We start from the raw sequence: 22,618 nt of genomic DNA on the forward strand, positions 1-22,618 counted from the left end.
CCAGAGCGAGATGGTTGCGCCCACTTGTGCACCAGTGCGCCGAGCCACTCGCCTCGAGCTGTAGCTCCGACGGAACGACCGCTGCATGCAGTCGTGCTGCCGCGAGCCGCGCCGCTTCCATGGGGATGTACCAAACGGGCCTGTGCCACCACCTTTGACGCATCTCATTCCCAGGCCGGAAGCGCAGCCGCGTGCGTCACGGGTCGCGCATCACGGCGGCACCCCCTGCCGCGCTGGGCCTTACCACTGCCCTCCCTGGACGGGTCCCGATCGAGGACAACGACGACAACCGGCGATTCCACGTCGTCGACCCGCAGCCTGAGCTGGCGGCCGAGCTGCTGACCACGGCCTACGCGGACAGCAGCCGGGCAGCAGGCACACGGGGGAACATCCGCGCCGCCGAGAACATCGAGCAGGTCGCCGGCGCGCTGGCCCGGGCCGACCAGCGGGAGACGGCCGAGACCCTCGCCGCCGGACTGGTCAGGACGCCGTCATCGAGCGGGTCGCTGCTGCGCCCTGCACCTCTGGAGGGTGACGTAGCAGGATTGCAGCCCGCGACTCGACGCTGTCGCTGCTCGTGCCGGGCCAGGTCGAGGGCCGGACTCGGCCCGAGCCGAGGGCGGATCGGACCGGCGTACCCGACCACGCCGTCCCTCGATCGCTGGAATCGTGTGCCCGGGAGCGGTCCGGGACGTGGTCACAGGAGAGGGCCGATGAGTGACTGGTCTTCGAGTCCGGGCAGGCCCGGGACCTCTTCGTTGTTCTCTCCGCAGGTGATCTCGTCGCGCGGGGTGTAGTGGGTGCGGAACGGCTCGCGCTTCACTTCGCGCCCGTTGTCGTGGAAGACCCGTTCCACGGTGACGTCGAAGCCCTCGAGTTGCGTCTGCGGCACGCACTTGTCAGCGGTGCTCACCCGGCTCTCGGGCTGCCGCACATTGGTGCGCGGTCCCTTGACGGACGTGATCTCGTCGTACTTCTTCGTGCCCAGAAACGAGACGGTCACCGAGGTGTCGGTGGACCGGGCCTGGATGTAGATGGCCTTGCCGGAGTCATTGGTGAACCTCAGATCCAGGCTGCCCCAGGCGACCGTCGCCTCGCGGCCCTCGGGATAGCGCTCGATGTAGAAGGAGTGGGCGCCGTACTCGACGGGCTTGACGCCGGCGAAGAACATCGCGTTGAACACGGTGGTCGCGACGGCGGACACACCGCCGCCGGGCGCCTTGGCGTACTGGTCGTCGCGGATCATGACGCCCTCGACGAAGCCGTTGGCCTCGGTGCGCTCGCCGACGGTCCGGTTGAAGCTCCAGGTCTCGTTCGGCCTGACAACTGAGCCGTTGATGAGCTCCACGGCCCGGCCGATGTTCTTCGTGCGGTAGGCCGCCGGTTCGAAGTGCACGGTGAAGGAGGACATCTTCTCCGTCAGCCCCAGACGCGCCGCGTTCTCGCGGGTGACCTCCGGCTGGATCTGCTGCGTGGCCACCTCACCGGTCCGGGCGGCGCCCGGCTTGGTGAGCAGGGGCAGGACGGCCTTGCCCAGGGCCTTGTCAGTGACCTTCACGCCCGGCTCGGCGTCTTCGGTCACCACTGCCTTGTCGCCCGCGACCCCGAGCCGGGCGTTGCGGGGTGCGGTGGGCAGATGGTTCAGGGCGCCGGTCACCGCCGGGGCGGTGCGCAGGCCCTTGCTGTCGAGCTTCGGCGTGAGCCTGCCGGAGTTGTCCGGCCGCATCGTCAGGTGCTCGCTCAGCACGGCCGGGGTGAGCGTGAACCGTTTGCCGCCCGCGGTGAGCGTGACCGGGGCCGACATCGCAGGCTGTGCGAACTCGCGCACCGCCCGCCGTACCTCTTCGGCAGTGACCTCAGGCGTGGTGCGATGCGCGGGCAGCACCGTGACCGACTTCTGCGCGCCGCGCAGGAAGGCGGTGCGCAGGGCGTCCACCGAGGCGTCCACGTCCAGCGCGTACCCGGTGCGTGCGGCTGTCTGCTCGACACGGCCGTCCTTGAAGGAGACGGCGCCCTCGCGGACCTTCTCGTCGAGCTTCTTCCCCAGCTTCCCGAGGGCGGCGCGGGCCTTGTCCTCATCGACGTGCACGACCGGCTCGATGGCATCGCCCGAGCGGAACAGCCCGCCGATCACCGTGACCGGATCGACGCCGGTGGACGCCGCCCGGTCAAGGGTCTCGGGGATGTCGAAGGTGAGTCCCGCCTGCCGCGAATCGACCGTGCCCGTGCGGTCGCCGACCTTGACGGCAAGCGTCCGCGGGCCGGCCTGCGCCAGATGCCGCTCCAGCTTCCGGCCGGCCTCCTCACGGGTCAGGCCTCCGATGTCCACACCGCGGACCGTCGTGCCCGCTTCGATCCCGCCACCGGTGATCAGCAACCCGGCCAGGTACAGGCCGCCGACCCCGACGGCCAGCGCGCCGCCTGCCAGCGCGGCGGGCGGGAGGGGGGCGGTTCGGCGGACGGTGGGTATCCGGGGGCGCATTGATCTCCTGAACGGTCGATGTGTCGGGCTGGGGGGACCCAGTGCTGCAGCCATTACGGGCGAGAAACGTCGGCCAGGCTAGGCACAACCGGGAGCAAAATGGTGTATCCCAGGTCACTTCAGGCGCTGATCGGACGCCGCAGTGACGAGCGCAACGACGCACCGCACCAAGGCGCCGACCCTCGCTGAACTTCTTTCATCCCGGAAAGTCGCAGGCCAGAGGGTGTGCACAGCCTGGATGACGGTGCCGATGCGGCGGGTGGAGCACTGCTGGTGATGCTTGGACTGCTCACGGTGGTTCTTGTACGGGGTGCGGACGGTGGCGCCGACGCCCTGGTAGGCGCGGTCCGCGAGGATGAGGACATGGCGGGTCGGGCAGGCCTGGATGATGCCCTGGGCGCGGGCCGCGATGAGGTCGTGGGTCCGGCCCGGTGTCGCTCGGGAGAACCACAGCGGTGTGCGGTCCGGCCGGGCGATAACCTGCACGTTCATTCCCATGTTGCTTGTACTTCGGCGAGGAGTAAGGCTCGTCCGCGGCGCATGCGGTCGGCGGCGATCAGGGTGCCGTCCACGATCAACGTCCAGGGTCTCGTCGACGTAGCGCCAGGCCGTCGCGTTCGAGACTCCGAACCCGGCCGCGAACGGGGCGAACCTCTCGCTCTTCCGAAGGTGGGCCAGCGCGAGGAGAGCCTGTTTCAAGCAGCCGAGCCGTCTCCAGGGCGAGTTCAGTTCACGACTTCGGGCGTAGATCAGCCAGGAGACATGCTCAACCGACTCACACGAGACGTCCGGCACGGAAGGATACGGAACCAACAGAGCCCCCGGCCTGTCGGCGGTGCCGAGGGCCACGGCGGAGAGCCCTTGCAGGGCCCGCCGTCGCGAGGCATGTTCCTCGGCGGAAACGTGCGCCGGCCGTGCCCACGTGGCGGCGCCCATGACGAGGTCGTAGGCGCGCGCTACATGATGGCATTCTCCGCCATCGCCCCCTGAGAGCGTCACGGGACTACAGCAGCTCGGCTCGCCTGGTGGTGGTCAGCGGCAGACGCGTCGTCTGCAGCTAGCGGAGGTTATTCCTCGAAGTCCTGACAGCCGTATGCGGCTGTCTGCCCACAATGGCCGGGGAGCGGGTGCAGTCCGACCACATCTCCCTCGCACGCCACTCCCCCGGTCAGGGACGACACGTCGATCCGGTCCCAATCTACGGTGATCTTGACCTCGTCCCGAGCTCTCCGGCGAGCATGCGGTAGGACAGAGTTGTGGTCACATCGTGTGTCCTTCCTGGCTCCCCAGGATCGACACCGAAAGCCAAGTCGTGGAAGCTGCGCATCATTCGATCACCGGTCATGGGCGGCCCCCTGACCGCCCGTACTGACAGCCCGGTTGCCCGCCGGTCCACACTCCCGCCGTCTGCCAGGAGCAGGGGAGGTGTCGGTGCTGCACCGCATTCGACACGCTTCGTATCCCCCCTTCAGGCTGCTCACCCGCGTGGCGTCGTGTTCCCTGACGTCACGCGGGTGAGCATGTGCGGACCCAGCCCCCTTCCGCATGAGGCGGTGCGATGCCCGACCGTGCCGACCGTGGCCGCCCCGAGGACGTCACCCCGACGGGAATCCTGCGGTGGCAGCCGCCGGAGCAGTGGCTGTTCAGCGGCATCTACGGTCTGGTGCTGGCCAGCGCCATGGTGTCCGCGCTGGACCCGGCGGGGGACGAGGCCGATCCGGGTGCGGACGCGCTGTGGGTACTGCTCACCGCGCTGGCGTCCGGTGCCGCCCATGGGTATGCGCATGTGATCGCCCATCGCGCGTCCGCCGGTGGGAGAGCCACCCCCAGAAGACTGCGGTCGGTGCTCGCCGAGTGGCCCTTGGTGGCGGCCGTGCTGCCCACGGTCGCCATACTGCTGGCCGCGGTGGCCGGCTGGTGGGCGGAGGCCGCGGCGGTGGACGCGGCCCTGCTGTTCAACACCGTCGCCCTGTTCGCCCTGGGCACGCTGGCCGCCCGCACCGCCGGGTACGGATGGCCGTCCTCGTGCCGGGCAGGGGGCCTGGACATGCTGATCGGCCTGGTGATCATCGTCGCGAATGCTCTGATCCACTGACCGAGCTGTTCCTGGTGGCGGTGCAGCCGTCCGTGGTTGCGCCACCAGGCCACCTTCCCGTCGGGGCAGTGTGAAGTCCTTCCGGTAGAAGGCGGCACCGTCACTGGCGGACCGACGGCCGGTCGGTCCGGCAGCGTATTCATGCCGCCGGGGGCCGTGGAACCTGGCATAGCCGGCGAAAGCGATCGGCATGGGGCTCCATGCGCCCACGACGGATGCTCCGCCATGCGTCACGATGACCTGATGCCGGTGGGAGCGTTGGAGGATCTCGTGCATGAATACGCCCCCGACCGCCGGGGGCGAGGCCGTCGCAGGCCCTGACCTGGCCGGCGAATGATGACTACCTCGCGTTGATCAGCCATGCCGCCAGCACCACATGTCACATGCCGAGACCGCGCTCGTTCTCGCGATTGGGCGGTCCGCACTGTCGTGGGCGGCGAGCTGCGTGCGTGGCTGGCCAGGGAACGGCGGCCTGGCCGTCGGATCCGGGCCGGGTGTCGCTGGGTGAACTCAGGCGCTCGGTGACGTGGTGGTCGGAGACCGTCGTCGGTGTGGCGGCCCAACGGGTCCACGGTGATCTTGAGTGCCTCGCGCCAATCACCGCGGGCGCACTGGAGTCGCTGCCGGGGATCGCGAAGACGGCTTCGCGGGTCGTTGCCGTCGGCCGGCTGTCCCGGCTGCCAGGGAACCTGCAGCCGAAGCAAACGGCCGAGATCGCCGTGCCGGGTTCTCCCAGTGTTGGGGCAGCCGCGGCACAGGAGCCGGACCTGTCGCCTGGAATCCCCGCAGCCGTCGGTCAGCGGTCGGCGTGGACCCCAATCTCTCGTGCCAGCGCCACCCAGCGTTCCGCCACACCCCTGACGGTCGGATACCTGTTCAGGAACTCTTCATCGGTGAGCGACATCTCGCACGTGCCGGTCACCGTGCGCGCGGGCGAGCTGCCGGAGGGGGGCAGGTCCCAGGTGCGGTTCTCGTTCGACATCAGGCCTCCAGTTGCTGGGCAGCGCCTGGTCCGTGGGGAGCCTTGAGGCGCCGTGACACCGCCTGCGGGAGCGATACGGGCGGAGTCGGAGCGTCGGCCCGCCGGGGGGTGGACGCCGCGTGACAGCATGCACCCGGAACCAGCCATCTGGATAGATGGTTGGCTGGAAAATGGTGGAACGGCTCGAGCCATCCCACGCCCCGCGAGCGCAGCGGGCACGGGCTGCGAGACATCCCGTTCGTGCGCGCCTGCGTAATACGAGATGAGCGCTGATCGAGGCCACGAACTGCTCGCGCACTCCCCCACTGGGGAAGTGTCCACTCGAGCGGTCAGTGAGGCCGCGGGGGCAAGCAGCCCCTCTTGTACGGACTGTTCGGAGACTCGAGCCGCGAAATCCCTCGCTCGGCCAAGCTGGCTGTCATTCCGGCTTCCGACTAGCGCATTCCCGTCGGGCAGAAAGGCCCCGGCGCCCGGGCGGTGCAAGACAGGCCGCCGCTGCGGGCGTTCATCCAGCTCCCGGTCCCCGTCGCCACGGGAGTCGCCTCCTGCCGCCGATGCGCACCCGTCGGCGAACCGAACTCGCCTCTGACCTGCGGGAGTCATGAGCCACCGGAAGGGTGTTCCCTCCCGCACGCGCTCCGTGCGACCGGGCAGGCAGTCCCCGGGGGAGGAGCCGTGGGCCGCGGATTCCGGGGCGATCGCCCCGAAGATGTCGGTCCCGGCGACGAAGCAGGGCACACCGGACTTCCGCCGCCGTGCGTCCAGCCGGCCGTCTCCCAGCGGGAGGACGGTTCTACCGGCACGGTCCTGAGGACGTTCCCCGTTCTCCGGCGCCCCACTCGGACCTGTCCCGGGTATGTGTCCCGGTCCCGTGGGCGTTCGTCCCACGCGTCAGCCGGACACTCGCCCGTCGTGCGCAGTGGCCCTTGCCCGTCGAAACGCTGCGAGCCGCTGGCCTAGATTCGGCACCGGCGGCCGACGGGAGAAAACCGATGCGACAGGAGCAGGTTCGCTGAAATCCGTCGAATTCCGCAGCGACAACTCCCCCGTTGACAATGAAGGGCATCGGATGAAACGCGTGCACCGGACACAGGTGAAGGCCGAAATCGTACGGGAGCCGGGTGCGAAAGAAACGACCCACCGCAAGCTCATCGACACACCGGACGGTGCCGACCGGTTCGTCCTCACGGAGTTCGAGGTCGCGCCGAACGGTTCCACCCCGCCCCACTTCCACGAGTGGGAGCACGAAATCTATGTGATCGAGGGCTCCATGGGCCTCGTCATGCCCGACCAGGGCCGCACCGAGCAGGTCGGCCCCGGCGACGCCATCTTCATCCCGCGCAACGAGCCGCACGGCTTCGTCACCGGACCCGACCAGACCTGCCGGTTCCTGGTCGTCGCCCCCACCGAGCGGCCCCCGGTGCGCAACGTGTTCCTCTCCGAGGACCCCTACGAGTACACCCAACTGCCCGAGTACACCAGCCTCCTGGAGGGCAAGTGACCACCACAGTGCCTGCCCGGGGGGACTCCTCCCGGGTCCACTCCATCCTGACCGCCTACCTTCAGTCGAAGGCGGTGTTCACCGCCCTCGACCTGGGCGTCTTCGAAGCCTTGGACAAGGCCCCGCGCACCGTGGAGGACCTGGCCGGCGAACTCGGCCTCAGCCCGCGCCCCACCAGGGCACTCCTCGTCGCGCTCAAGGGCCTGGACCTCGTGCGCGCCGAGAACGGCACGTACCGCAACAGCGAGGAGGCCGACCGGTTCCTGATCGCGGGGCGGCCCGACTACATGGGCGGCTTCGCCGAGCACCAGGACTCCCACTTCGGCCACTTCGCCCGGCTCGACGAGGCCGTGCGCACCAACGCCTCACTCAACCAGCGGGTGCTGAAGAAGGGGTACAGCGACCAGGGCGCCGCGGCGGGCGAGGGCCGCGAGGGCACCGGGCGGCTCATCCAGGCCATGCGGGTCAGTTCCCGCCTCCAGGCCGACAGGCTGGCTGACGTCGCGCCCCTGGACGACGTGCGCCACATCCTCGACCTGGGCTGCGGCTCCGGTGACTACTCCATCGCGCTCGCCAAGCGCCACCCAGGGCTCCGTATCACCTCCCTCGACTACCCCGCCGTCACCGACCTGGCCCGCGCCAACGTGGCGGAGGCCGGGTTCAAGGACCGGATCGAGGTCGTGCCCGCCGACATCATGGAGGACACCTGGCCCGAGAGCGACGCCGTCCTGCTCTCCCACGTCCTCGACGGTTACGGTCCCGAGCGCGCCGCGCACCTGGTGCAGCGGATTCACGACCACCTTCCCGACAGCGGACGGTTGTTGGTGCACTCCCACATGCCGTCGCTCGCCTCCGGGCTCTTCCCCTCCATGTTCGGGCTGATCCTGCTGGTCAACACCGAGGAGGGCGAAGTCCGGGACGTCGACGAGATCCGCTCCTGGGTGGACGCCGCCGGGTTCCGGGATGTGGAGACCGGCAACGTGTCGGCGCTGTCCGGGCTGCTCGTCGCGACGAAGGGCTCCGGGTGACGGACACGTCCCCGCCGCCGGCCTCCGTCGCCACGGCCCTCGCCCGTTACACCGAACTACCCGACCCCGCACCGCTGCTGGCCCTGAACTTCGGTTTCGCCCGGGCGAGGGCACTGGGCGCGGCCATGGACCTGGGCGTGTTCACCGCCCTGGCCGGGGCGCCGCGCACCACGGCGCGGCTCGCCGGCGACCTGAGCTGCGATGCGCGGATACTGGGCGAACTGCTCGAGGCCCTCGAAGACTTCGGGCTGGTTTCGGGTGCCGACGGAGCGGGCTGGGCACCGACAGAGCTGGCGCGCGCGTACCTGGTGAAGGGAGCCCCGGGCTACCTCGGGGACCACTTCGACGAGGTGCTCGCGCAGTGGGACCGCTGGAGCGCGCTCACATCCCTCGCGCGCTCCGGTGACCGTGGCGGCGACCTCGGGGACCCGGCCGGGCGCGGGCGGCACCGGGGCATGTTCGCCGGCGCCTTCCCGCTCGCCGTACGGACCGCGGCCGACGTGGTCGCGGTCCTGGAGCTGGGCAGCGCGGGCCGGGTCCTGGACTTCACCTGCGGCAGCGGGGAGTGGGGCATCGCGCTGGCCGGCACCGACCCTCGGGCACGGGTGACCGCACACGACGCTCCCGCCTTGCTCGCCGTGGCCCGCGAGCGCGCCGCGGAGTTCGGGGTCGCCGAAAGGTTCCGTTTCGTACCAGCCGACTTCGCGGGCACGCCGTTCGCAGAGGACGAGTTCGACACCGTCGTCATGGCGCACGCGGGCCGGTTCGCCGGGCGGCGGACCGCCGCCCGGCTCATCCGGGAGTGCGCCCGGGTGCTGCGGCCGGGCGGCACGCTGCTGCTGGCCGACATCATGCGGACGCCTGCCGGGCAGGCCCCGCTCGGTCGCCCGATGCTCGCGCTCAGCCTCCTGGTGAACACCGAGAACGGCGGCCTGCCCGAGGCCGACGAATACCGCGCCCTCCTGGCCGAGGCCGGAATCGCGGTGAAGGAATGCGTCACTCGAGGGCTGGTAACGGCCCTGACGGGAGAAAGGCAATAGCCATGCGAGAAGTGGTCGTCACCGGGCTCGGAGTGGTCAGCCCGGCGGGAATAGGAAAGGACGCCTTCTGGGACACGGTCTCGGCGGGCAGGAGCGTCACCAAACCGCTTTCCGACATCACCAGTTCCGCCCTGTTCAAGGAATTCACGTTCCTTTCCGACGCCGTGGCGGAAGTACCCGGCTTCGAGGAGCAGATACCCTACCTGCCACCCGAGGGGCAACGGCTGGACAGGTATGTGCAGTTCGCCCTCGCGGCCGCAGCCCAGGCCATGCGGGACGCCGGTCTCGAGGCCGGTGGTCACGCGGCGGACCGTACCGGCATCTCGCTGTCCACCGCGATCTGCGGCACGCCCAAAATGGAAGAGGAGTTCCTCGCCGTCACGGATGAGGGTCGCAAGCCCATCGACCCGACGAAGGCGGGCCGCGACCTGTACCTCGCCTCCATGTCGAACACCCCGGGCACGGTTCTGTCCGCCTTGTTCGGGGCGCAGGGTCCGTGCGTCACCCTGTCCACCGGATGCATCGGCGGCATCGACGCGGTCGGCCATGCCTTCGAGACCATCGCCCACGGAGACGCGGACGTGATGATCGCCGGCGCCACCGAGGCACCGATCACGCCCGTCACCGTGGCCTCCTTCGAAATCATCAACTGCCTCTCGCGCGCCCACAAGGACCGGCCCCAGGCCGCCTCCCGCCCCTACGACGACGAGCGCGACGGCTTCGTGCTCGGCGAGGGCTGCGGCGTCCTGGTGCTGGAGGAGCGGGACCACGCACGCGCCCGTGGAGCAACGCCGTACCTGCGGATAGACGGCTTCTCCCACACCTCCAACGCCATCCACATGACCGACTTGCTGTCCGACGGCGCCGATCTGACACGGTCCATGACCCAGGCTGTCGAGCGTGCCGGACTGAGCCCCGACGACATCGACCACGTCAGCTCGCACGGCAGTTCGACCCGGCAGAACGACACCTGCGAGACCAGCGCACTCAAACTCGCCCTGGGCCCGCGCGCCCGCCAGATCCCGGTGAACTCGGCCAAGTCCATGCTGGGCCACGCGCTGGCCGCGGCCAGCGCGATGGAGCTCGTGCTGTGCGCCCTGGCCTGCACCCACCGCTTCGTGCACCCCACCGCCAACTACGAGACCCGCGACGCGACGTGCGACCTCGACTACGTGCCGGGCACGGGCCGGCCCTGGGACGGCGAGGTCATCCTCAAGGACGCCAGCGGTTTCGCCGGCCTGCACGCGGCCCTGGTCGCCAGCGCGGTCCGGGAAGGAGGCCGGCCATGAGTGTCGTCGTCACCGGAATCGGCGCGGTCACCCCGGCCGGCACGGGCCTCGACCCCCTGTGGGAGGGGGCTCGGGACGGCGTCGCGCACGTCGCCGCCATCGACCGGTTCGACGCCTCGGCGTACGCCTGCCCGGCCGCGGGTCAGGCCGGCTTCGACGCCGACACCGAACTGCCGTCCCGGTTCGTCAAGCGTACCGACCGCTTCACCCACCTCGCCGTCCACGCCGTGCGCCAGGCCCTCGACGAGGCCGGCGTCGCCGTCGGCACGGACGTGACCCCCGAGCGCACCGGCGTCATGGTCGGCAACATCCTCGGCGGCTGGGAGTTCGCCGAACGCGAGCTGCGCAACCTGTGGACCGACGGCCCGCGGGCGGTCAGCCCCTACCAGGCGACCGCGTGGTTCCCCGCCGCCCCCCAAGGCAACATCTGCATCGACCAGGGCATCAAGGGCCCTGCCCGCACCTTCGTGGCCGACCGCGCGAGCGGCGCGTACGCCCTCATCGGCGGGGCCGAGGCACTGCTGCGCGACCGCGCCGACGTCGTCATCGCGGGCGGTGTCGAGGCGCCGCTGTCCCCGTACGGCTGGCTGTGCCTGGAAACCAGCGGGCTGAGCGCCAAGGCCCGCGGCACCCTTGCCGCGGACGAGCTGTACCGGCCCTTCGACGCCGGACACGGCGGCAGCGTCTTCGGGGAAGGCGCGGTGTTCCTGATCCTGGAGCGGCGCGAGCACGCCGAACGCCGCGGCGCGACGATCCTCGGCGAACTGGCCGGCTGGGGCGTGAGCACCGACGGCTACATGCCGTACTACACCGTAGAACCGACAGGCCGGATCCTCGGCCGGGCCATGCGCGCCGCGGCCGACCGGGCCGGCGTCTCGGGAGAGGACCTGGGAGCGGTTTTCGCTCACGGCTCCGCGATCCCCGTCGAGGACGTCACCGAGGGCTACGCGCTGCACGAGGCCTTCGGCCCGGCCGCGGCGCGGCTGCCGGTCACTGTGCCCAAGTCCGGGTTCGGGCACCTGCTCGGCGCCGCCGCACCCGCCGACGTGGCGCTGGCGCTGCGGGGCATGCAGGAGGAGACAGTCCCGGCCACTGTGAACCTCGACCGTCCGGCGCCTGGCATCGACCTGGATTTGGTGCGCGGCGAGGCCCGGCCCGCCCCCGGGTGGGAGCACACGCTGGTGGTCTCGCGCGGTCTGGGAGGTGTCAACGCGTGTCTGATGCTGAGGCGTTGACCAGGCCGACGGTTCCCGGTGCAGCGGCGGTGCGGGCGGTGGGCATCGACGTGGTCGGCATCGGCCGGCTGCGCACGATGCTGGAGCGGCGCGGGCAGCCGCTGCTCGACCGGCTGCTCACCCCGGCCGAACAGGCCCTGTGCCAGGGGGCGTCGGCGCGCCACCGCGCCGCCTGCCTGGCCGGCCGGGTGGCGGCCAAGGAAGCCGTGCGCAAGACCCTCGGCGGTCACGGCGAGGGCTGTGGGTGGCGGGACGTGGAGATCGGCCGGGAACCGTCCGGGGCGCCGGTACCCCGGCTGACCGGGCGGGCAGCACGGGCGTTCCGGAGTGCCGGGCTCAGCCGCCTGCACCTGAGCATCACCCACGAGGCCGGCGTCGCCGTGGCCATCGCCGTGGCCGTGTGAGACGCGGCGAGAGCGAGTGAAGGAGTCAGTGAGTCAGATGAACGTTCGGGAAGAAGTGATCGGCGTCCTGAGTGGCGTCGGGTTCGACGCCGAGGAACTCGAGGACGGCAGGCACCTCAACCGCGACCTCGAGATCGACTCCACCGAGCTGGTGGAGATCGTCGTCGCCCTGGAACAGCACTTCGGAATCGACATCAGCGCCGAGGCCGAGGGCGGGTTCACCACCTTCGGCGACCTCGTGGCCTGCGTGACGCGCCTGCTCCCGGCCACCGCAGGAAGGGGATGAGACCGTGCCGCGCATCGAGAACAGCATCGTCATCGAGGCCGACGCCCGGCATGTCTTCGACGTCACCAACGACATCGCCCGCTGGTCGGAGATCTTCGACGAGTACAGCCACGCCAAGCTACTCTCCCAGGAGCGCGAGGGCCGCTGGAGCGAGATCGTCTTCGAGCTCACCAACGCCGAGGGCGCGAGCTGGCGTTCCTGGCGCATCCTGGACCATCGCGAGCTCGTCGCGGTCGCCGAGCGGCGTGATCCGCTGTACCCGTTCCGGTACATGCACCTGAGGTGGACCTATCAGCCGGCACCGAAGGGCACGCTGATGACCTGGGTCCAGGACTTCGAACTCGACGAGAAGTTCGAGACACCACTGGAAACCGTTCTGGAACGGATGAACGTCCACACCCGCCAGAACCAGGCCGGCATCAAGCAGAAGATCGAGTCAGGGGCTGTACGGCCGTGACCCGGCGCCTGTTCACGTCGGAATCGGTGACCGAAGGGCACCCCGACAAGATCGCCGACCAGATCAGCGACGCGGTCCTGGATGCTCTGCTCGCCCGGGACCCCGACGCCCGCGTGGCCGTGGAGACCCTTGTGACCACCGGTCAGGTGCACATCGCCGGCGAGGTGTCCAGCCGCGCCGGGGTCGACGTCGCCGCCGTGGCCCGGGAGCGGATCCTCGCCATCGGCTACGACTCCTCCGCCAAGGGCTTCGACGGTGCGAGCTGCGGAGTGAGCGTCTCGCTCGGCCGGCAGTCACCCGACATCGACCGAGGCGTGTCGGACGCCTACGAGGCCCGGATCGAAGGACACGCGGACGCACTCGACCGCATCGGCGCAGGCGACCAGGGGCTGATGTTCGGCTTCGCCTGCGCCGAGACACCGGAACTGATGCCGCTGCCCATCACCCTCGCCCACCGACTGGCCGCCCGTCTCGCCGCGGTCCGCCGCACCGGCGTCCTGCCCTATCTGAGGCCCGACGGCAAAACCCAGGTCACCGTGGAGTACGACGGCGACCGTCCGGTCCGGCTGGACACGGTCGTCCTCTCCAGCCAGCACGCTCGCGACGTCGACCTCAGCACGCTCCTCGCCCCGGATCTGCGCACCCACGTCCTCGACCCCGAACTCGGTGCGCTGACCGGCGTGCTGGACGTCTCCGGGGTGCGGCTGCTGGTCAATCCGACCGGCCGCTTCGAGATCGGCGGCCCCATGGGCGATGCGGGTGTCACCGGCCGGAAGATCATCGTCGACACCTACGGCGGCACGGCCCGCCACGGCGGCGGCGCCTTCTCCGGCAAGGACCCCTCCAAGGTCGACCGCTCGGCGGCGTACGCGATGCGCTGGGTCGCCAAGAACGTGGTGGCGGCCGGCCTGGCCTCACGTTGCGAGGTGCAGGTCGCCTACGCCATCGGCACCGCCCGCCCCGTCGGCCTGTTCACGGAGTGCTTCGGCACCGAGACCGTGCCGGTCGCCACCGTTCAGCGTGCCGTCACCGAGGTGTTCGACCTGCGTCCGGGGGCCCTGGTGCGCGATCTGGACCTGCTGCGCCCGATCTACTCCCGGACCGCTGCCTACGGGCACTTCGGCCGCACCGGACCGGAGTTCACCTGGGAGGCCACCGACCGGGCCGACAAACTCCGGCAGGCCGCTGGGATCTGACCCGCACCGCCGCAATCCCTCAGGAGGCTCCAGGGTGCGTATCGCCGTCACCGGGTCCATCGCGGTGGACCATCTCATGTTCTTCCCAGGCCGCTTCACCGAACAACTGGTTCCCGACCGGCTGCACAGCGTGTCCCTCTCGTTCCTGTGCGACCGGCTGGAGATCCGGCGCGGCGGGGTCGCCGCCAACATCGCTCTGGGTCTGGGCCGCCTGGGCCTGACACCTCTTCTGGTGGGAGCGGTCGGACCCGACTTCACCGACTACCAGGTGTGGCTGAAGCAGCACGGCGTCGACACTGACTCCGTGCTGGTCGTGCCCGGCGGGCACACGGCACGGTTCGTCTGCACGACTGACGACGACCACAACCAGATCGGCGCCTTCCACCCCGGGGCCATGCGGGCGGCCTGCACCATCTCGCTGCGCGAGGTGGCCGAACGGGCCGGGCCGCTCGGCCTCGTGGTCGTCTCGCCGAACGACCCGGCGGCCATGCTCCGGCACACCGAGGAATGCCGTACCGCCGCACTGCCGTTCGTCGCCGACCCCTCACAGCAGCTCGCCCGCCTGAACCGCACGGACACACAGTTCCTGCTCACGGGCGCCCGCTGGCTGTTCACCAACGAGTACGAGTCGGCACTGCTCCAGGAGAGCACCGGCTGGACCGCCCGGCGCATCCTGGACCGGGTCGGGGCCTGGGTGACCACACTCGGCGCCGACGGGGTGCTCATCGAGCGTTCCGGCCACGAGCCGCTCCTGGTACCCGCGGTCCCCGACGTCGAAGCCGTCGAACCGACCGGCGCAGGCGACGCGCTGCGCGCCGGGATGCTCGCCGCGGTCGCCCGGGGCGCCCCGACCGAGGCGGCGGCCCGGCTGGGCTGCGTCCTTGCCTCCTTCGCCCTGGAGTCGGCCGGCACCCAGGAGTACACGGTGGGGGCCCGTTCTCTCACGGCCCGGCTCTGCAGCGCCTACGGGGAACGTGCCGTGACCGCACTCGCCCCTGTGCTCGGGAGCATGCCGTGAAGCGAGGCCGAACGCTGCGCGCCGAGCCCCTGCTGATCCCCCTCGTGGTGGCCGGTGCGGTCCCCACGGCGCTCGGCCTGTGGCTGCCGGGACCCCCGCCGCCGGGCACGGACGGGCTCCGCGTGGCCGCCGGGCTCGTCCTGGTCCTGCTCGGCGCCTGGATGACCGCGGACGCCGTGGACCGCGTCTATCTGCGCCAGCCCACCCCCCTCGGCGACCGCCCGCCCGAGCGGCTGGTCCGGTCAGGCTGGTACGGGGTGATCAGGAACCCCATGGCTGCCGGGATGACCCTGCTCCTGACCGGTGAGGCGCTGCTGTGGTCCGCGACGGCCGTCCTGGTCTGGGCCGCGTTCGTCCTGGCCGTGTCCTGCGTGACCACCGTCCGGTTTGAGGAGCCGGGACTCAGGGCGGCTTTCGGAGAGCAGTACGCCGCCTACCGGCGCGCCGTGCCTGGCTGGATCCCCGGCACCGCGAGCACCACCGGCCGCCGGGCCGCGCACGCACCGAGTGAGGAGTAGCCGTGTACGTCGACCTGAGCATCCCTGTGAGCCGCCGGGCCCCCGGAGTCGAGTTCGAGCAGTGGCTCCACCGGGACGGCATCCGCCATCTCTCCCGCCGCATACGGGCGTTGCCCGGCGACAGCCGCAGGGACCGTCTGGTCAACCACTGGCGGTGGCTGACCGGCCGCCGCCGGCTGCGCCCCCACGACCTGCCGGACGGCTGCTTCCTGTCCAACGAGTTCTACCGCATGTCCGTGCACCAGGGCACACACGTGGACGCGCCGTTCCACTACGGACCCGAGTGCGAGGGGCGTCCCGCCAAGAAGGTCATGGACCTGCCTCTGGAGTGGTTCCGCGGGCCCGGAGCCGTGCTGGATGTCCGCGCCTGCGGGAACAGGGTGACCGCATCCGATGTCAAGGAGGCGCTGGGACGTTCCCGCGCACGCGTCGGTCCCGGAACCGTCGTGCTCTTCCGGACCGATTCCGATCTGCGCCTGGGCACGCCCGCGTACCACACGCGATCCACGGCGATCAGCCCCGAGGCCGTCGACCACCTGCTGGATCTCGGTGTGAAGGTCCTCGGCACGGACTGCTGGAGCTTCGACGGGCCTCCCCGCGACATGGTCGAGCGCTATTACGCATCGGGAGACCGCGGCGTCCTGTGGCCCGCCCACATGCACGGCAGGCGACGGGAGTTCGTGCAGATCGAGGGGCTCGCCCGGCTGCGGGAGATCCCGTCCGGGCCGTTCACGTTCACGGCCTTCCCCGTGGCCTTGGCCGACGCGGGCGCGGCCTGGTGCCGGGCGGTCGCCGAGGTGAGCGGCACCGATCCGGACTTGGGGACGGAGCGGAGGCCATGACCGCGGGCCGCACCACCCGTCTGCTTGTGCTGTCCGCACCCAGCGCCGAGAAGCTCGCCGGCCTCGCACGCGATACCGCGGCCCGGCTCGCGCGGCCCGGTGGTTCTTCATTGCTGGAAGTGTGCGCACACGCAGCTGACGGTCCGCACGCCACCCACCGGCTGAGCGTCACCGGACGCACCTCCGAGGAGATCGCCGCCCGTCTGGACGCCCACCTGGCTGGGGAGACGGTCCGTGAGGTGCACACCGGGATCGCCGAGGAGGCCGCGCGCGTCGCGTTCCTCTTCAGCGGTCAGGGAGCGCAGTTCGCGGGCATGGGGCAGGGGCTGTACCGCACCGAGCGGGTGTACCGGGAGACGTTCGACCGGTGCGCGGAGGCGGCCCGGCCGTTCGTCTCGACGCCGTTGCAGCGGCTCCTGTATCCCGATGCAGAGCCCCACATCGTCCACCGCACGGCGCACGGCGCGCTCGGCACCTTCTGCGTGAGCATGGCGCTGGCGGAACTGTGGCGCACCCGGGGTGTCGAGCCCGCGGCGGTGCTCGGCTTCAGCTCCGGCGAGTACGCGGCCGCCGCCTGCGCGGGCGCGCTCCGCGTGGAGGACGCGGTGCGGCTGCTCGGTACGGAGATCACCCTCGCGGAACGGATCACGGACGGCGCGATGGCGGTCGTCGCCCTGGACGAGCCCACCGCGCTGGAAGCCCTCAGGGGCTTCGAGTCCACGGTGGGGATCGCGGCGGTCATCTCGCCGGGGGAGGTGTCGCTGTCCGGGCGGGCCACCATGCTGGCCCGGCTCACCGATCGGCTGCGTACCTCGGGAACCCGGGTGAGCGGCCTTCCGGTGCCGGCGGGACTGCACTCGCCGCTTCATGAACCGGCACTCGCCGAACTCGCCGCCGTCGCGGAGGGGGTGCACACGTACCCTCCGCGCGTGCCCTTGATCTCCACCGTCAGCGGGCGCCCGCTGGAGGCCGGACAGCTCACTCCGGTGTACTGGGGGCGGCACATGCGCGGTCCGGTGCGGTTCCTTGATGCGATCCGGGTGGTGGACGCGATGGGGATACGCACCTTTCTGGAAGTCGGTCCGGGGCGGGCGCTGGTGGGGCTCGGCGCCCGCTGTCTGCCGGACGGCGGACGTCTGTGGCCGGCCTCACTGGGCCGCAGTACCGACGGCACGGGCACGATGCTGGAAGCTCTCGGCCAGCTTTACACGGCCGGGGTGCCGGTGAGCCGGTCCGCTGTCGGCACGGGGGCCCGTCCGGCCCATTGACGTCGATATACTCCGCGGAATGGTTCAGGGAGAAAACACCCGGTCGGCTCCGGGGCGGCCGCGCAGTGCGGAGGTGTCCAGGGAGATCGTCCTGGCGGCACTCGCACTGTTGCGGGAAAAGGGGCCGACGGGAGTCACCGTGGAGGCCGTGGCACAGCGTTCCGGAGTCGCGAAAACCACCATCTACCGGCGTTACAAGAATCGTTACGAGCTGCTGCGTTCCTCCCTGGCCTTCGTGGAGGACATTCCCGAGCCGCCTGCCGGGATACCGGCACGCGAGCGACTGCTGAATTTGCTCGAGCAATTCAGACGCGGGGTCGAAGACGTGGTCGGCTTGCGTGCTCTCGCCGCTGTGTTGCACGGTGACGAGGACCCGGAATTCACCCGTGCGTTCCGCGAGACCATTCTGCGTCCCCGTCTGGATGTCATGCTCGGCGCGTTGCGCACGGGGGTGGCGGAGGGGGAACTGCGGGCCGGGGTGGACCACGAGACGGTGGTGAGCATGCTGGCGGGCTCCTACATGGCCCGCTCCGTCATCGAGGGCCCCCCGCCGGCCGACTGGGCCGACCAGGTCCTGGACGTCATCTGGCCGTCGATCCGTGCCTGACCGCAGGTGCGGGGACCGGCTCCGGGCAGGAGGCCGCAGAGCGTGCGGCGAACCTACGCCGGGCGACGCCGTCGCCTCGGACACCCGTTCCCCGGCCCGCGCCCGGCCCACCCGGCCGGGCGGGCGGGCGGGCCGCCTGCGCGGGCCGCCCACATGCCCCGGGCCCTGCCGCTCGCCCGCCGGCGCGGGCCGCCCGAAGGGTGAGTCCGGCGGCTGCAAGGTCCGCCTGCGCGCGCGTGCGCACGTCAGCTGTCTGCGGGTTCGGCCAGGGGGCTCGCACCATCCGCGTGGCTGCTGTCCCGCCCTTCCCGTGCCGCGTGTTCCCACGAGCCGCCTGCGGGGTCTGCACCTCTTCCGGCACCCGGTGTCCGTCCCGTTGCGCCTACCGACGCCCGCGGCACCCTCGTGCTCGTCGGCGGACACAAGGGGCCCAGGGGCCCGTCGGGTGCTCGCACCCTCCGCGTACCGCGCACCGACCGTCCCGGCGCCCGGCCGCACCGGTTCGAGGGACCGCATCACCGATACGGCCACGTCCGTCCTTTCGTCCTCCCTCCCCCGCGGCATTGTCCTTGCCCCACAGCGCGGCCGCGCCAGGTCAGTCCACGTGCTCCGGGCGCAGGCCGACGCCGATGAACTGAGCCGTCCAACGGGTCAGGAAGGGGAAGCGGCGGACAATTCGAGCGGCGAGGGGGCGTTCCACCGTGGTTCTGCGGTCCTTGGGGTACAGGTCTGCGAGCATGTGCACCTGGGCCGTCTGGACCGCCCGCACCGGCAAGGATCGGCGGCGCTGGACCGCGGCCAGCTCGCGCCGCTCGGGAGTCCCGCCGGCGAGCAGTACCGGACCGAGCATGCGTGCGGCGGCCACGGCGTCCTGCACGGCGAGGTTGATGCCCACCCCACCGGCCGGCGACATCGCGTGGGCAGCGTCGCCGATGCACAACAGCCCCGGCCGGTGCCAGGTGCGCAGCCTGTCGACGCGCACGCTCAAGAGCTTCACGTGGTCCCAGTCGGTGATCTCCCGGTCCAGTCGCCCGGCGAACGGTCCATGCACGGAGGCCACATCGGCGCGGAGCCGTCCCAGGCCCTCGGTGCGGACTGACTCGTAGGCACCCTGCGGGATGACGTAGGCGATCTGCCAGTAGTCACCACGGTCGATGGTGACCAGAACGAAGCCGGGCCCGGTATGCAGGAAGCTCATGGTCTCGCCCGGCTCCCGGCTCAGCCGGAACCACAGCACGTCCATGGGCGCCGCGGACGCCGAGACGGTCAGCCCGACGGCCCGGCGCATGGTGGAATGCCGGCCGTCGGCGGCGAGTACGAGGTCCGCCCGGACCTCGAGCGGACCGTCCGGCGTCACGGCCCGCACCCCGCGAACCTGGTTGCCCTCTCGGATCACTCCGGTGGCTTCGGCCTTCTGGAACAGCCGGAACGTGTCCAGTTCCTGGCCCTTGCGCGCGAGGAAGTCGAGGACGTCCCACTGCGGCATGAACGCGATGTACGGGTGGGTGCCGCGGATCTTCGCGAAATCGGCGAAGACGGTGGGACCCGCAGGCGTCTGCACCGTGATGGTGGTGACCTTGCTGTGCGGGATGCGCAGGAACTCGTCGATCATCCCCAGTTCCTCGATGATGCGCAGGGTCGAGGGATGCACCGTGTCCCCGCGGAAGTCGCGCAAGAAGTCGCCGTGCTTCTCGAGAACGATCACGTCAACGCCCTGCCGGGCGAGCAACAGGCCCGCCATCACACCCGCGGGGCCACCGCCGACGACGACGCACCGGCTGGTCAAAGTCTGCACAGTCTGCTCCTGTGGTGGGCGGGAGCCCGGGGCGGTCAATGCCCCGCGGCGATCGGAAGGGGCTCGCCGTCGGGCCCGGTGGTGACAAGGTCGCGGCTGCGGATCAGGGGCACGACGGTGACTGCTCCGACGAAGGCCACGACCGCGGCCACGGTCAGGATCGAGTTGAGGCCGTCGACGAAGGCGCCCTGCGCCGCACCGGCGAACAATCCACGCTGGTCCTCGGGAAGCTGTGCGAGTGCCGGACCGACCTGCCCGGAAGCCACCGCGTGGCCGAGTTCACCGGCCCGGACCTCCAGTGGGGTGCCCGCCAGCGCGTCGTGGACGCCGTCGCGCACCTGGTCGGCGAAGACCGCGCCGAGCGAGGCCACTCCCACGGCGATGCCCATCGAGCGGCAGGTGTTGCTCAACCCGGAGGCGACACCGACCCGGGCCGGCTCGACCGCGCCCATCGCGGCGGCCACCACGTTCGGATTGACCAGGCCGACGCCGAGACCGGTGACCAGCTGACCGGCGAGGAGGCCGGTCCAGTCGTCGGAGACGGAGATGCCGCCCATCAGCAGCAGCCCCGCGCCGATGCAGGCCAGGCCCACGGAGACCAGCCAGCGGGCCGGCGCCACGGTGCCCAGGCGGGCCGCCACGGCGGAGGCCACGAAGATGGACAGGGTCAGCGGCAGCAATCGCAGTCCCGCGGCCAGCGGTTCGTGACCCAGCACCGTCTGGAGATAGAGGGTCAGATACAGCAGCAGCGCGAAGGCCGTCGTGCTCATGGCCAACACACCCAGCGCGGCGCCCGTGGTGGTGATCTTCTCGAACAGCGCGCCCGGCAGCATCGGGTCACGCCGGACCCGTTCGACGACCACGAAGGCGCCAAGGGAGACACCCGAGACGATGAACGCGCTCACCACCGCGGTGCTGCTCCACCCCTCCTCGTTGGCCCGCAGGAGGGCGAAGGAGAGCGTCCCCAGGGCGGTGCCGAGGGTCAGAAAGCCGGGCCAGTCGACGGCGCCTGGTCGCTCCGCGCGAGACTCGTCGACGCGCATGACCGTGGCGACGAGCGCCAGGATCCCGACCGGAAGATTGACCAGGAATATCCACCGCCAGCCCACGCCCTCCACCAGGATCCCACCGGCGAGTGGTCCCACTGCCAGGGCGGCACCGCTGACCGCGCCCCAGACGGCGAGCGCCACATGCCGTTCCTTGTGGTCAGGGTGGGCGGCGGCCAGCAGCGCCAGGGACGTCGCCAGCAGGGCGGCGCCGCCGACTCCTTGCAGCACCCGCGCCAGATTGAGCATCAGCGGATCCTGGGCGACCCCGCACAGCAGTGACGCGAGTGTGAAGACGGCCATGCCCCAGGAGAAGACGGCTCGTCTGCCGAACCGGTCGGCGAGCGATCCCGCCGTGAGCAGGGCGGCCGACAGCGCGACGGCGTAGGCGGCCACCACCCACTGCAGATCGGTGAGGGACGCGTCGAGCGCCTCCTCGATGTCGGGTAGTGCGATGTTCACGATCGTGACGTCGAGGAGCAGCATGAAGCTGCCCACCGACACCACGCACAGAGTCCACCATCGGTTGAGCACGACGCCGCCCCTCCCATTCGGATGCCGATACGATACGCTACACGTAGCGTATCGTATTGACTCATGGGTGATGACGGAGGAAGGAGGTCAGGTCTTGGCGACCGACTGCTTGCGGAACTCCGGGGAGCGCAGCGCGTACAGGGCGGTCTGGAGGCGGTTGCGGGTGCCCAGTTTCGCGTAGATGCGGCTCAGGTAGTTGCGCACGGTCTTGGGGGCGATGCCCAGCTGGGCGGCGATGTGGTGGGTCTCCTGGTCGTCCGCGACCAGGAAGAGGATCTCCCGTTCGCGCCGGGTGAGCAGGGCGAGGGGTGAGGCGTCGCCGCTCAGTCCGCCGGAGACGAGTTCAAGGACCTGTCCGGCGGCCGCCGCGGACAGGGCGGCGCCTTCGCGGTGCACGGTGAGCAGCGTGTCCCGCAGTTCCAGAGCACCGATGTCGCGTGAGAGGTAGGCGTTGGCGCCGGCCACGAAGGCCTCGCGCATGTAGATGGGCTGTTGGCTGGACGCAACGATGATGATGCGGACGTGCCGTGAGTCCTGGCGGATCGCCCGCGCGGTGTCCACGCCTCCGCTTCCACCCGCCCCCAGGCCCATCACGACGAGATGCGGGTGATGTCGCCGCAGTTGGCGCAGGGCAGTGGCCTCGTCGTGGGCGACGGCCACCACCGAGAATTCGTTGAAGCTCTGCAGTAAATTACGGAAACCTTCGGCGACCAGCCGTTCGGTGTCCATGAGTAAGATCCGAATCGATGACATCGGCGACCCTCCGTCGTATTCACGATCGTGTAGAGAGTGCGCGGGTGCATCGAGATGCCCCCGTTGTCGGCCCGTCTTCCGTCGTCGGAAAATTGGGCCCACTGTCGGCCGATCGTACACCACGGCCCGTACCATTTCGGACAACGCCGAGAAATTGATGCGGGCGTAACGCATATTTTTCGCAACAGGAAGCTTCCATTTTTATCGATTTCGGCCCGCCGGTAATTGAAAATCTGACTTCC

At 70.5% G+C, this 22,618-nt stretch carries 20 protein-coding genes and 1 pseudogene; 15 read left to right on the forward strand and 6 right to left on the reverse strand.

The genetic code is table 11. The features are described 5' to 3' along the window. Positions 1-697 precede the first annotated feature (697 nt). Entirely contained in the window at positions 698-2,482 is a 1,785-nt protein-coding gene (locus AB0412_RS30040; RefSeq protein WP_366405741.1) for a VanW family protein, read from the reverse strand. A gap of 219 nt (positions 2,483-2,701) precedes the next feature. Next, positions 2,702-3,331 (reverse strand): annotated as a pseudogene (locus AB0412_RS30045) (transposase family protein); the annotation flags it as partial. Positions 3,332-4,040: 709 nt separating this feature from the next. Between AB0412_RS30045 and AB0412_RS30050 the strand changes: the two are divergent. After that, positions 4,041-4,577, forward strand: coding sequence for a hypothetical protein (locus AB0412_RS30050; protein WP_366405742.1), 537 nt, complete (start codon positions 4,041-4,043; stop codon positions 4,575-4,577). A gap of 796 nt (positions 4,578-5,373) precedes the next feature. Here AB0412_RS30050 and AB0412_RS30055 read toward each other — a convergent pair. Further along, positions 5,374-5,559 (reverse strand): hypothetical protein, encoded by a 186-nt coding sequence (locus AB0412_RS30055; protein ID WP_260824558.1) that lies wholly within the window; start codon positions 5,557-5,559, stop codon positions 5,374-5,376. 1,069 nt (positions 5,560-6,628) lie between these two features. On the opposite strand from AB0412_RS30055, the gene AB0412_RS30060 reads away from it, so the two are divergent. Genes AB0412_RS30060 through AB0412_RS30125 form a run of 14 tightly spaced genes read left to right on the forward strand, consistent with a single transcriptional unit; the run spans position 6,629 to position 18,248 of the window. Further along, positions 6,629-7,060, forward strand: coding sequence for a cupin domain-containing protein (locus AB0412_RS30060; protein WP_030818971.1), 432 nt, complete (start codon positions 6,629-6,631; stop codon positions 7,058-7,060). After that, on the forward strand, positions 7,057-8,088 hold the full coding sequence (locus AB0412_RS30065) for a methyltransferase (RefSeq protein WP_366405743.1): 1,032 nt from the start codon (positions 7,057-7,059) through the stop codon (positions 8,086-8,088). Before AB0412_RS30060 ends, AB0412_RS30065 begins: the two co-directional genes overlap by 4 nt. Beyond that, a complete protein-coding gene (locus AB0412_RS30070) occupies positions 8,085-9,128 on the forward strand; it encodes a class I SAM-dependent methyltransferase (protein WP_366405744.1) in 1,044 nt (347 codons plus the stop codon). Before AB0412_RS30065 ends, AB0412_RS30070 begins: the two co-directional genes overlap by 4 nt. 2 nt (positions 9,129-9,130) lie before the next feature. Next, positions 9,131-10,417 carry a beta-ketoacyl-[acyl-carrier-protein] synthase family protein gene (locus AB0412_RS30075; RefSeq protein WP_366405745.1) on the forward strand — a complete coding sequence of 429 codons (1,287 nt, stop codon included), beginning with the start codon at positions 9,131-9,133 and terminating at the stop codon, positions 10,415-10,417. Continuing rightward, the gene (locus AB0412_RS30080; RefSeq protein ID WP_366405746.1) at positions 10,414-11,652 is read left to right on the forward strand and encodes a beta-ketoacyl-[acyl-carrier-protein] synthase family protein; all 1,239 of its coding nucleotides are present in this window, start codon (positions 10,414-10,416) and stop codon (positions 11,650-11,652) included. The genes AB0412_RS30075 and AB0412_RS30080 overlap by 4 nt, the downstream gene beginning before the upstream one ends. Then, entirely contained in the window at positions 11,649-12,056 is a 408-nt protein-coding gene (acpS, locus tag AB0412_RS30085) for a holo-ACP synthase (RefSeq protein WP_260824564.1), read from the forward strand. The genes AB0412_RS30080 and acpS overlap by 4 nt, the downstream gene beginning before the upstream one ends. 37 nt (positions 12,057-12,093) lie before the next feature. Continuing rightward, positions 12,094-12,342: an acyl carrier protein gene (locus AB0412_RS30090; RefSeq protein WP_366405747.1), complete on the forward strand. Its 249-nt coding sequence runs from the start codon at positions 12,094-12,096 to the stop codon at positions 12,340-12,342. A 4-nt stretch (positions 12,343-12,346) separates the two neighbouring features. Beyond that, positions 12,347-12,799, forward strand: coding sequence for an SRPBCC family protein (locus AB0412_RS30095; protein ID WP_260824566.1), 453 nt, complete (start codon positions 12,347-12,349; stop codon positions 12,797-12,799). Beyond that, positions 12,796-13,995, forward strand: coding sequence for a methionine adenosyltransferase (gene metK, locus AB0412_RS30100; protein WP_366405748.1), 1,200 nt, complete (start codon positions 12,796-12,798; stop codon positions 13,993-13,995). The genes AB0412_RS30095 and metK overlap by 4 nt, the downstream gene beginning before the upstream one ends. Positions 13,996-14,029: 34 nt before the next feature. After that, positions 14,030-15,013 carry a carbohydrate kinase family protein gene (locus tag AB0412_RS30105; protein ID WP_260824568.1) on the forward strand — a complete coding sequence of 328 codons (984 nt, stop codon included), beginning with the start codon at positions 14,030-14,032 and terminating at the stop codon, positions 15,011-15,013. Then, on the forward strand, positions 15,010-15,531 hold the full coding sequence (locus AB0412_RS30110) for an isoprenylcysteine carboxylmethyltransferase family protein (protein WP_260824569.1): 522 nt from the start codon (positions 15,010-15,012) through the stop codon (positions 15,529-15,531). The genes AB0412_RS30105 and AB0412_RS30110 overlap by 4 nt, the downstream gene beginning before the upstream one ends. A 2-nt stretch (positions 15,532-15,533) precedes the next feature. After that, a complete protein-coding gene (locus AB0412_RS30115) occupies positions 15,534-16,373 on the forward strand; it encodes a cyclase family protein (protein ID WP_366405749.1) in 840 nt (279 codons plus the stop codon). After that, positions 16,370-17,641: an acyltransferase domain-containing protein gene (locus tag AB0412_RS30120; protein WP_366405750.1), complete on the forward strand. Its 1,272-nt coding sequence runs from the start codon at positions 16,370-16,372 to the stop codon at positions 17,639-17,641. The genes AB0412_RS30115 and AB0412_RS30120 overlap by 4 nt, the downstream gene beginning before the upstream one ends. A 19-nt stretch (positions 17,642-17,660) precedes the next feature. Beyond that, the gene (locus AB0412_RS30125; RefSeq protein WP_366405751.1) at positions 17,661-18,248 is read left to right on the forward strand and encodes a TetR/AcrR family transcriptional regulator; all 588 of its coding nucleotides are present in this window, start codon (positions 17,661-17,663) and stop codon (positions 18,246-18,248) included. A gap of 595 nt (positions 18,249-18,843) precedes the next feature. Here AB0412_RS30125 and AB0412_RS30130 read toward each other — a convergent pair. From AB0412_RS30130 to AB0412_RS30140, 3 genes are all read right to left on the reverse strand, one after another. Then, the gene (locus tag AB0412_RS30130; RefSeq protein ID WP_260824573.1) at positions 18,844-20,043 is read right to left on the reverse strand and encodes an FAD-dependent oxidoreductase; all 1,200 of its coding nucleotides are present in this window, start codon (positions 20,041-20,043) and stop codon (positions 18,844-18,846) included. A gap of 35 nt (positions 20,044-20,078) precedes the next feature. After that, on the reverse strand, positions 20,079-21,623 hold the full coding sequence (locus tag AB0412_RS30135; protein ID WP_366405752.1) for an MFS transporter: 1,545 nt from the start codon (positions 21,621-21,623) through the stop codon (positions 20,079-20,081). An 87-nt stretch (positions 21,624-21,710) separates the two neighbouring features. Then, entirely contained in the window at positions 21,711-22,352 is a 642-nt protein-coding gene (locus AB0412_RS30140; protein WP_366405753.1) for a response regulator transcription factor, read from the reverse strand. Positions 22,353-22,618: the final 266 nt, after the last annotated feature.

The organism is Streptomyces sp. NPDC052012 (assembly GCF_040689265.1).
Lineage (GTDB): Bacteria > Actinomycetota > Actinomycetes > Streptomycetales > Streptomycetaceae > Streptomyces.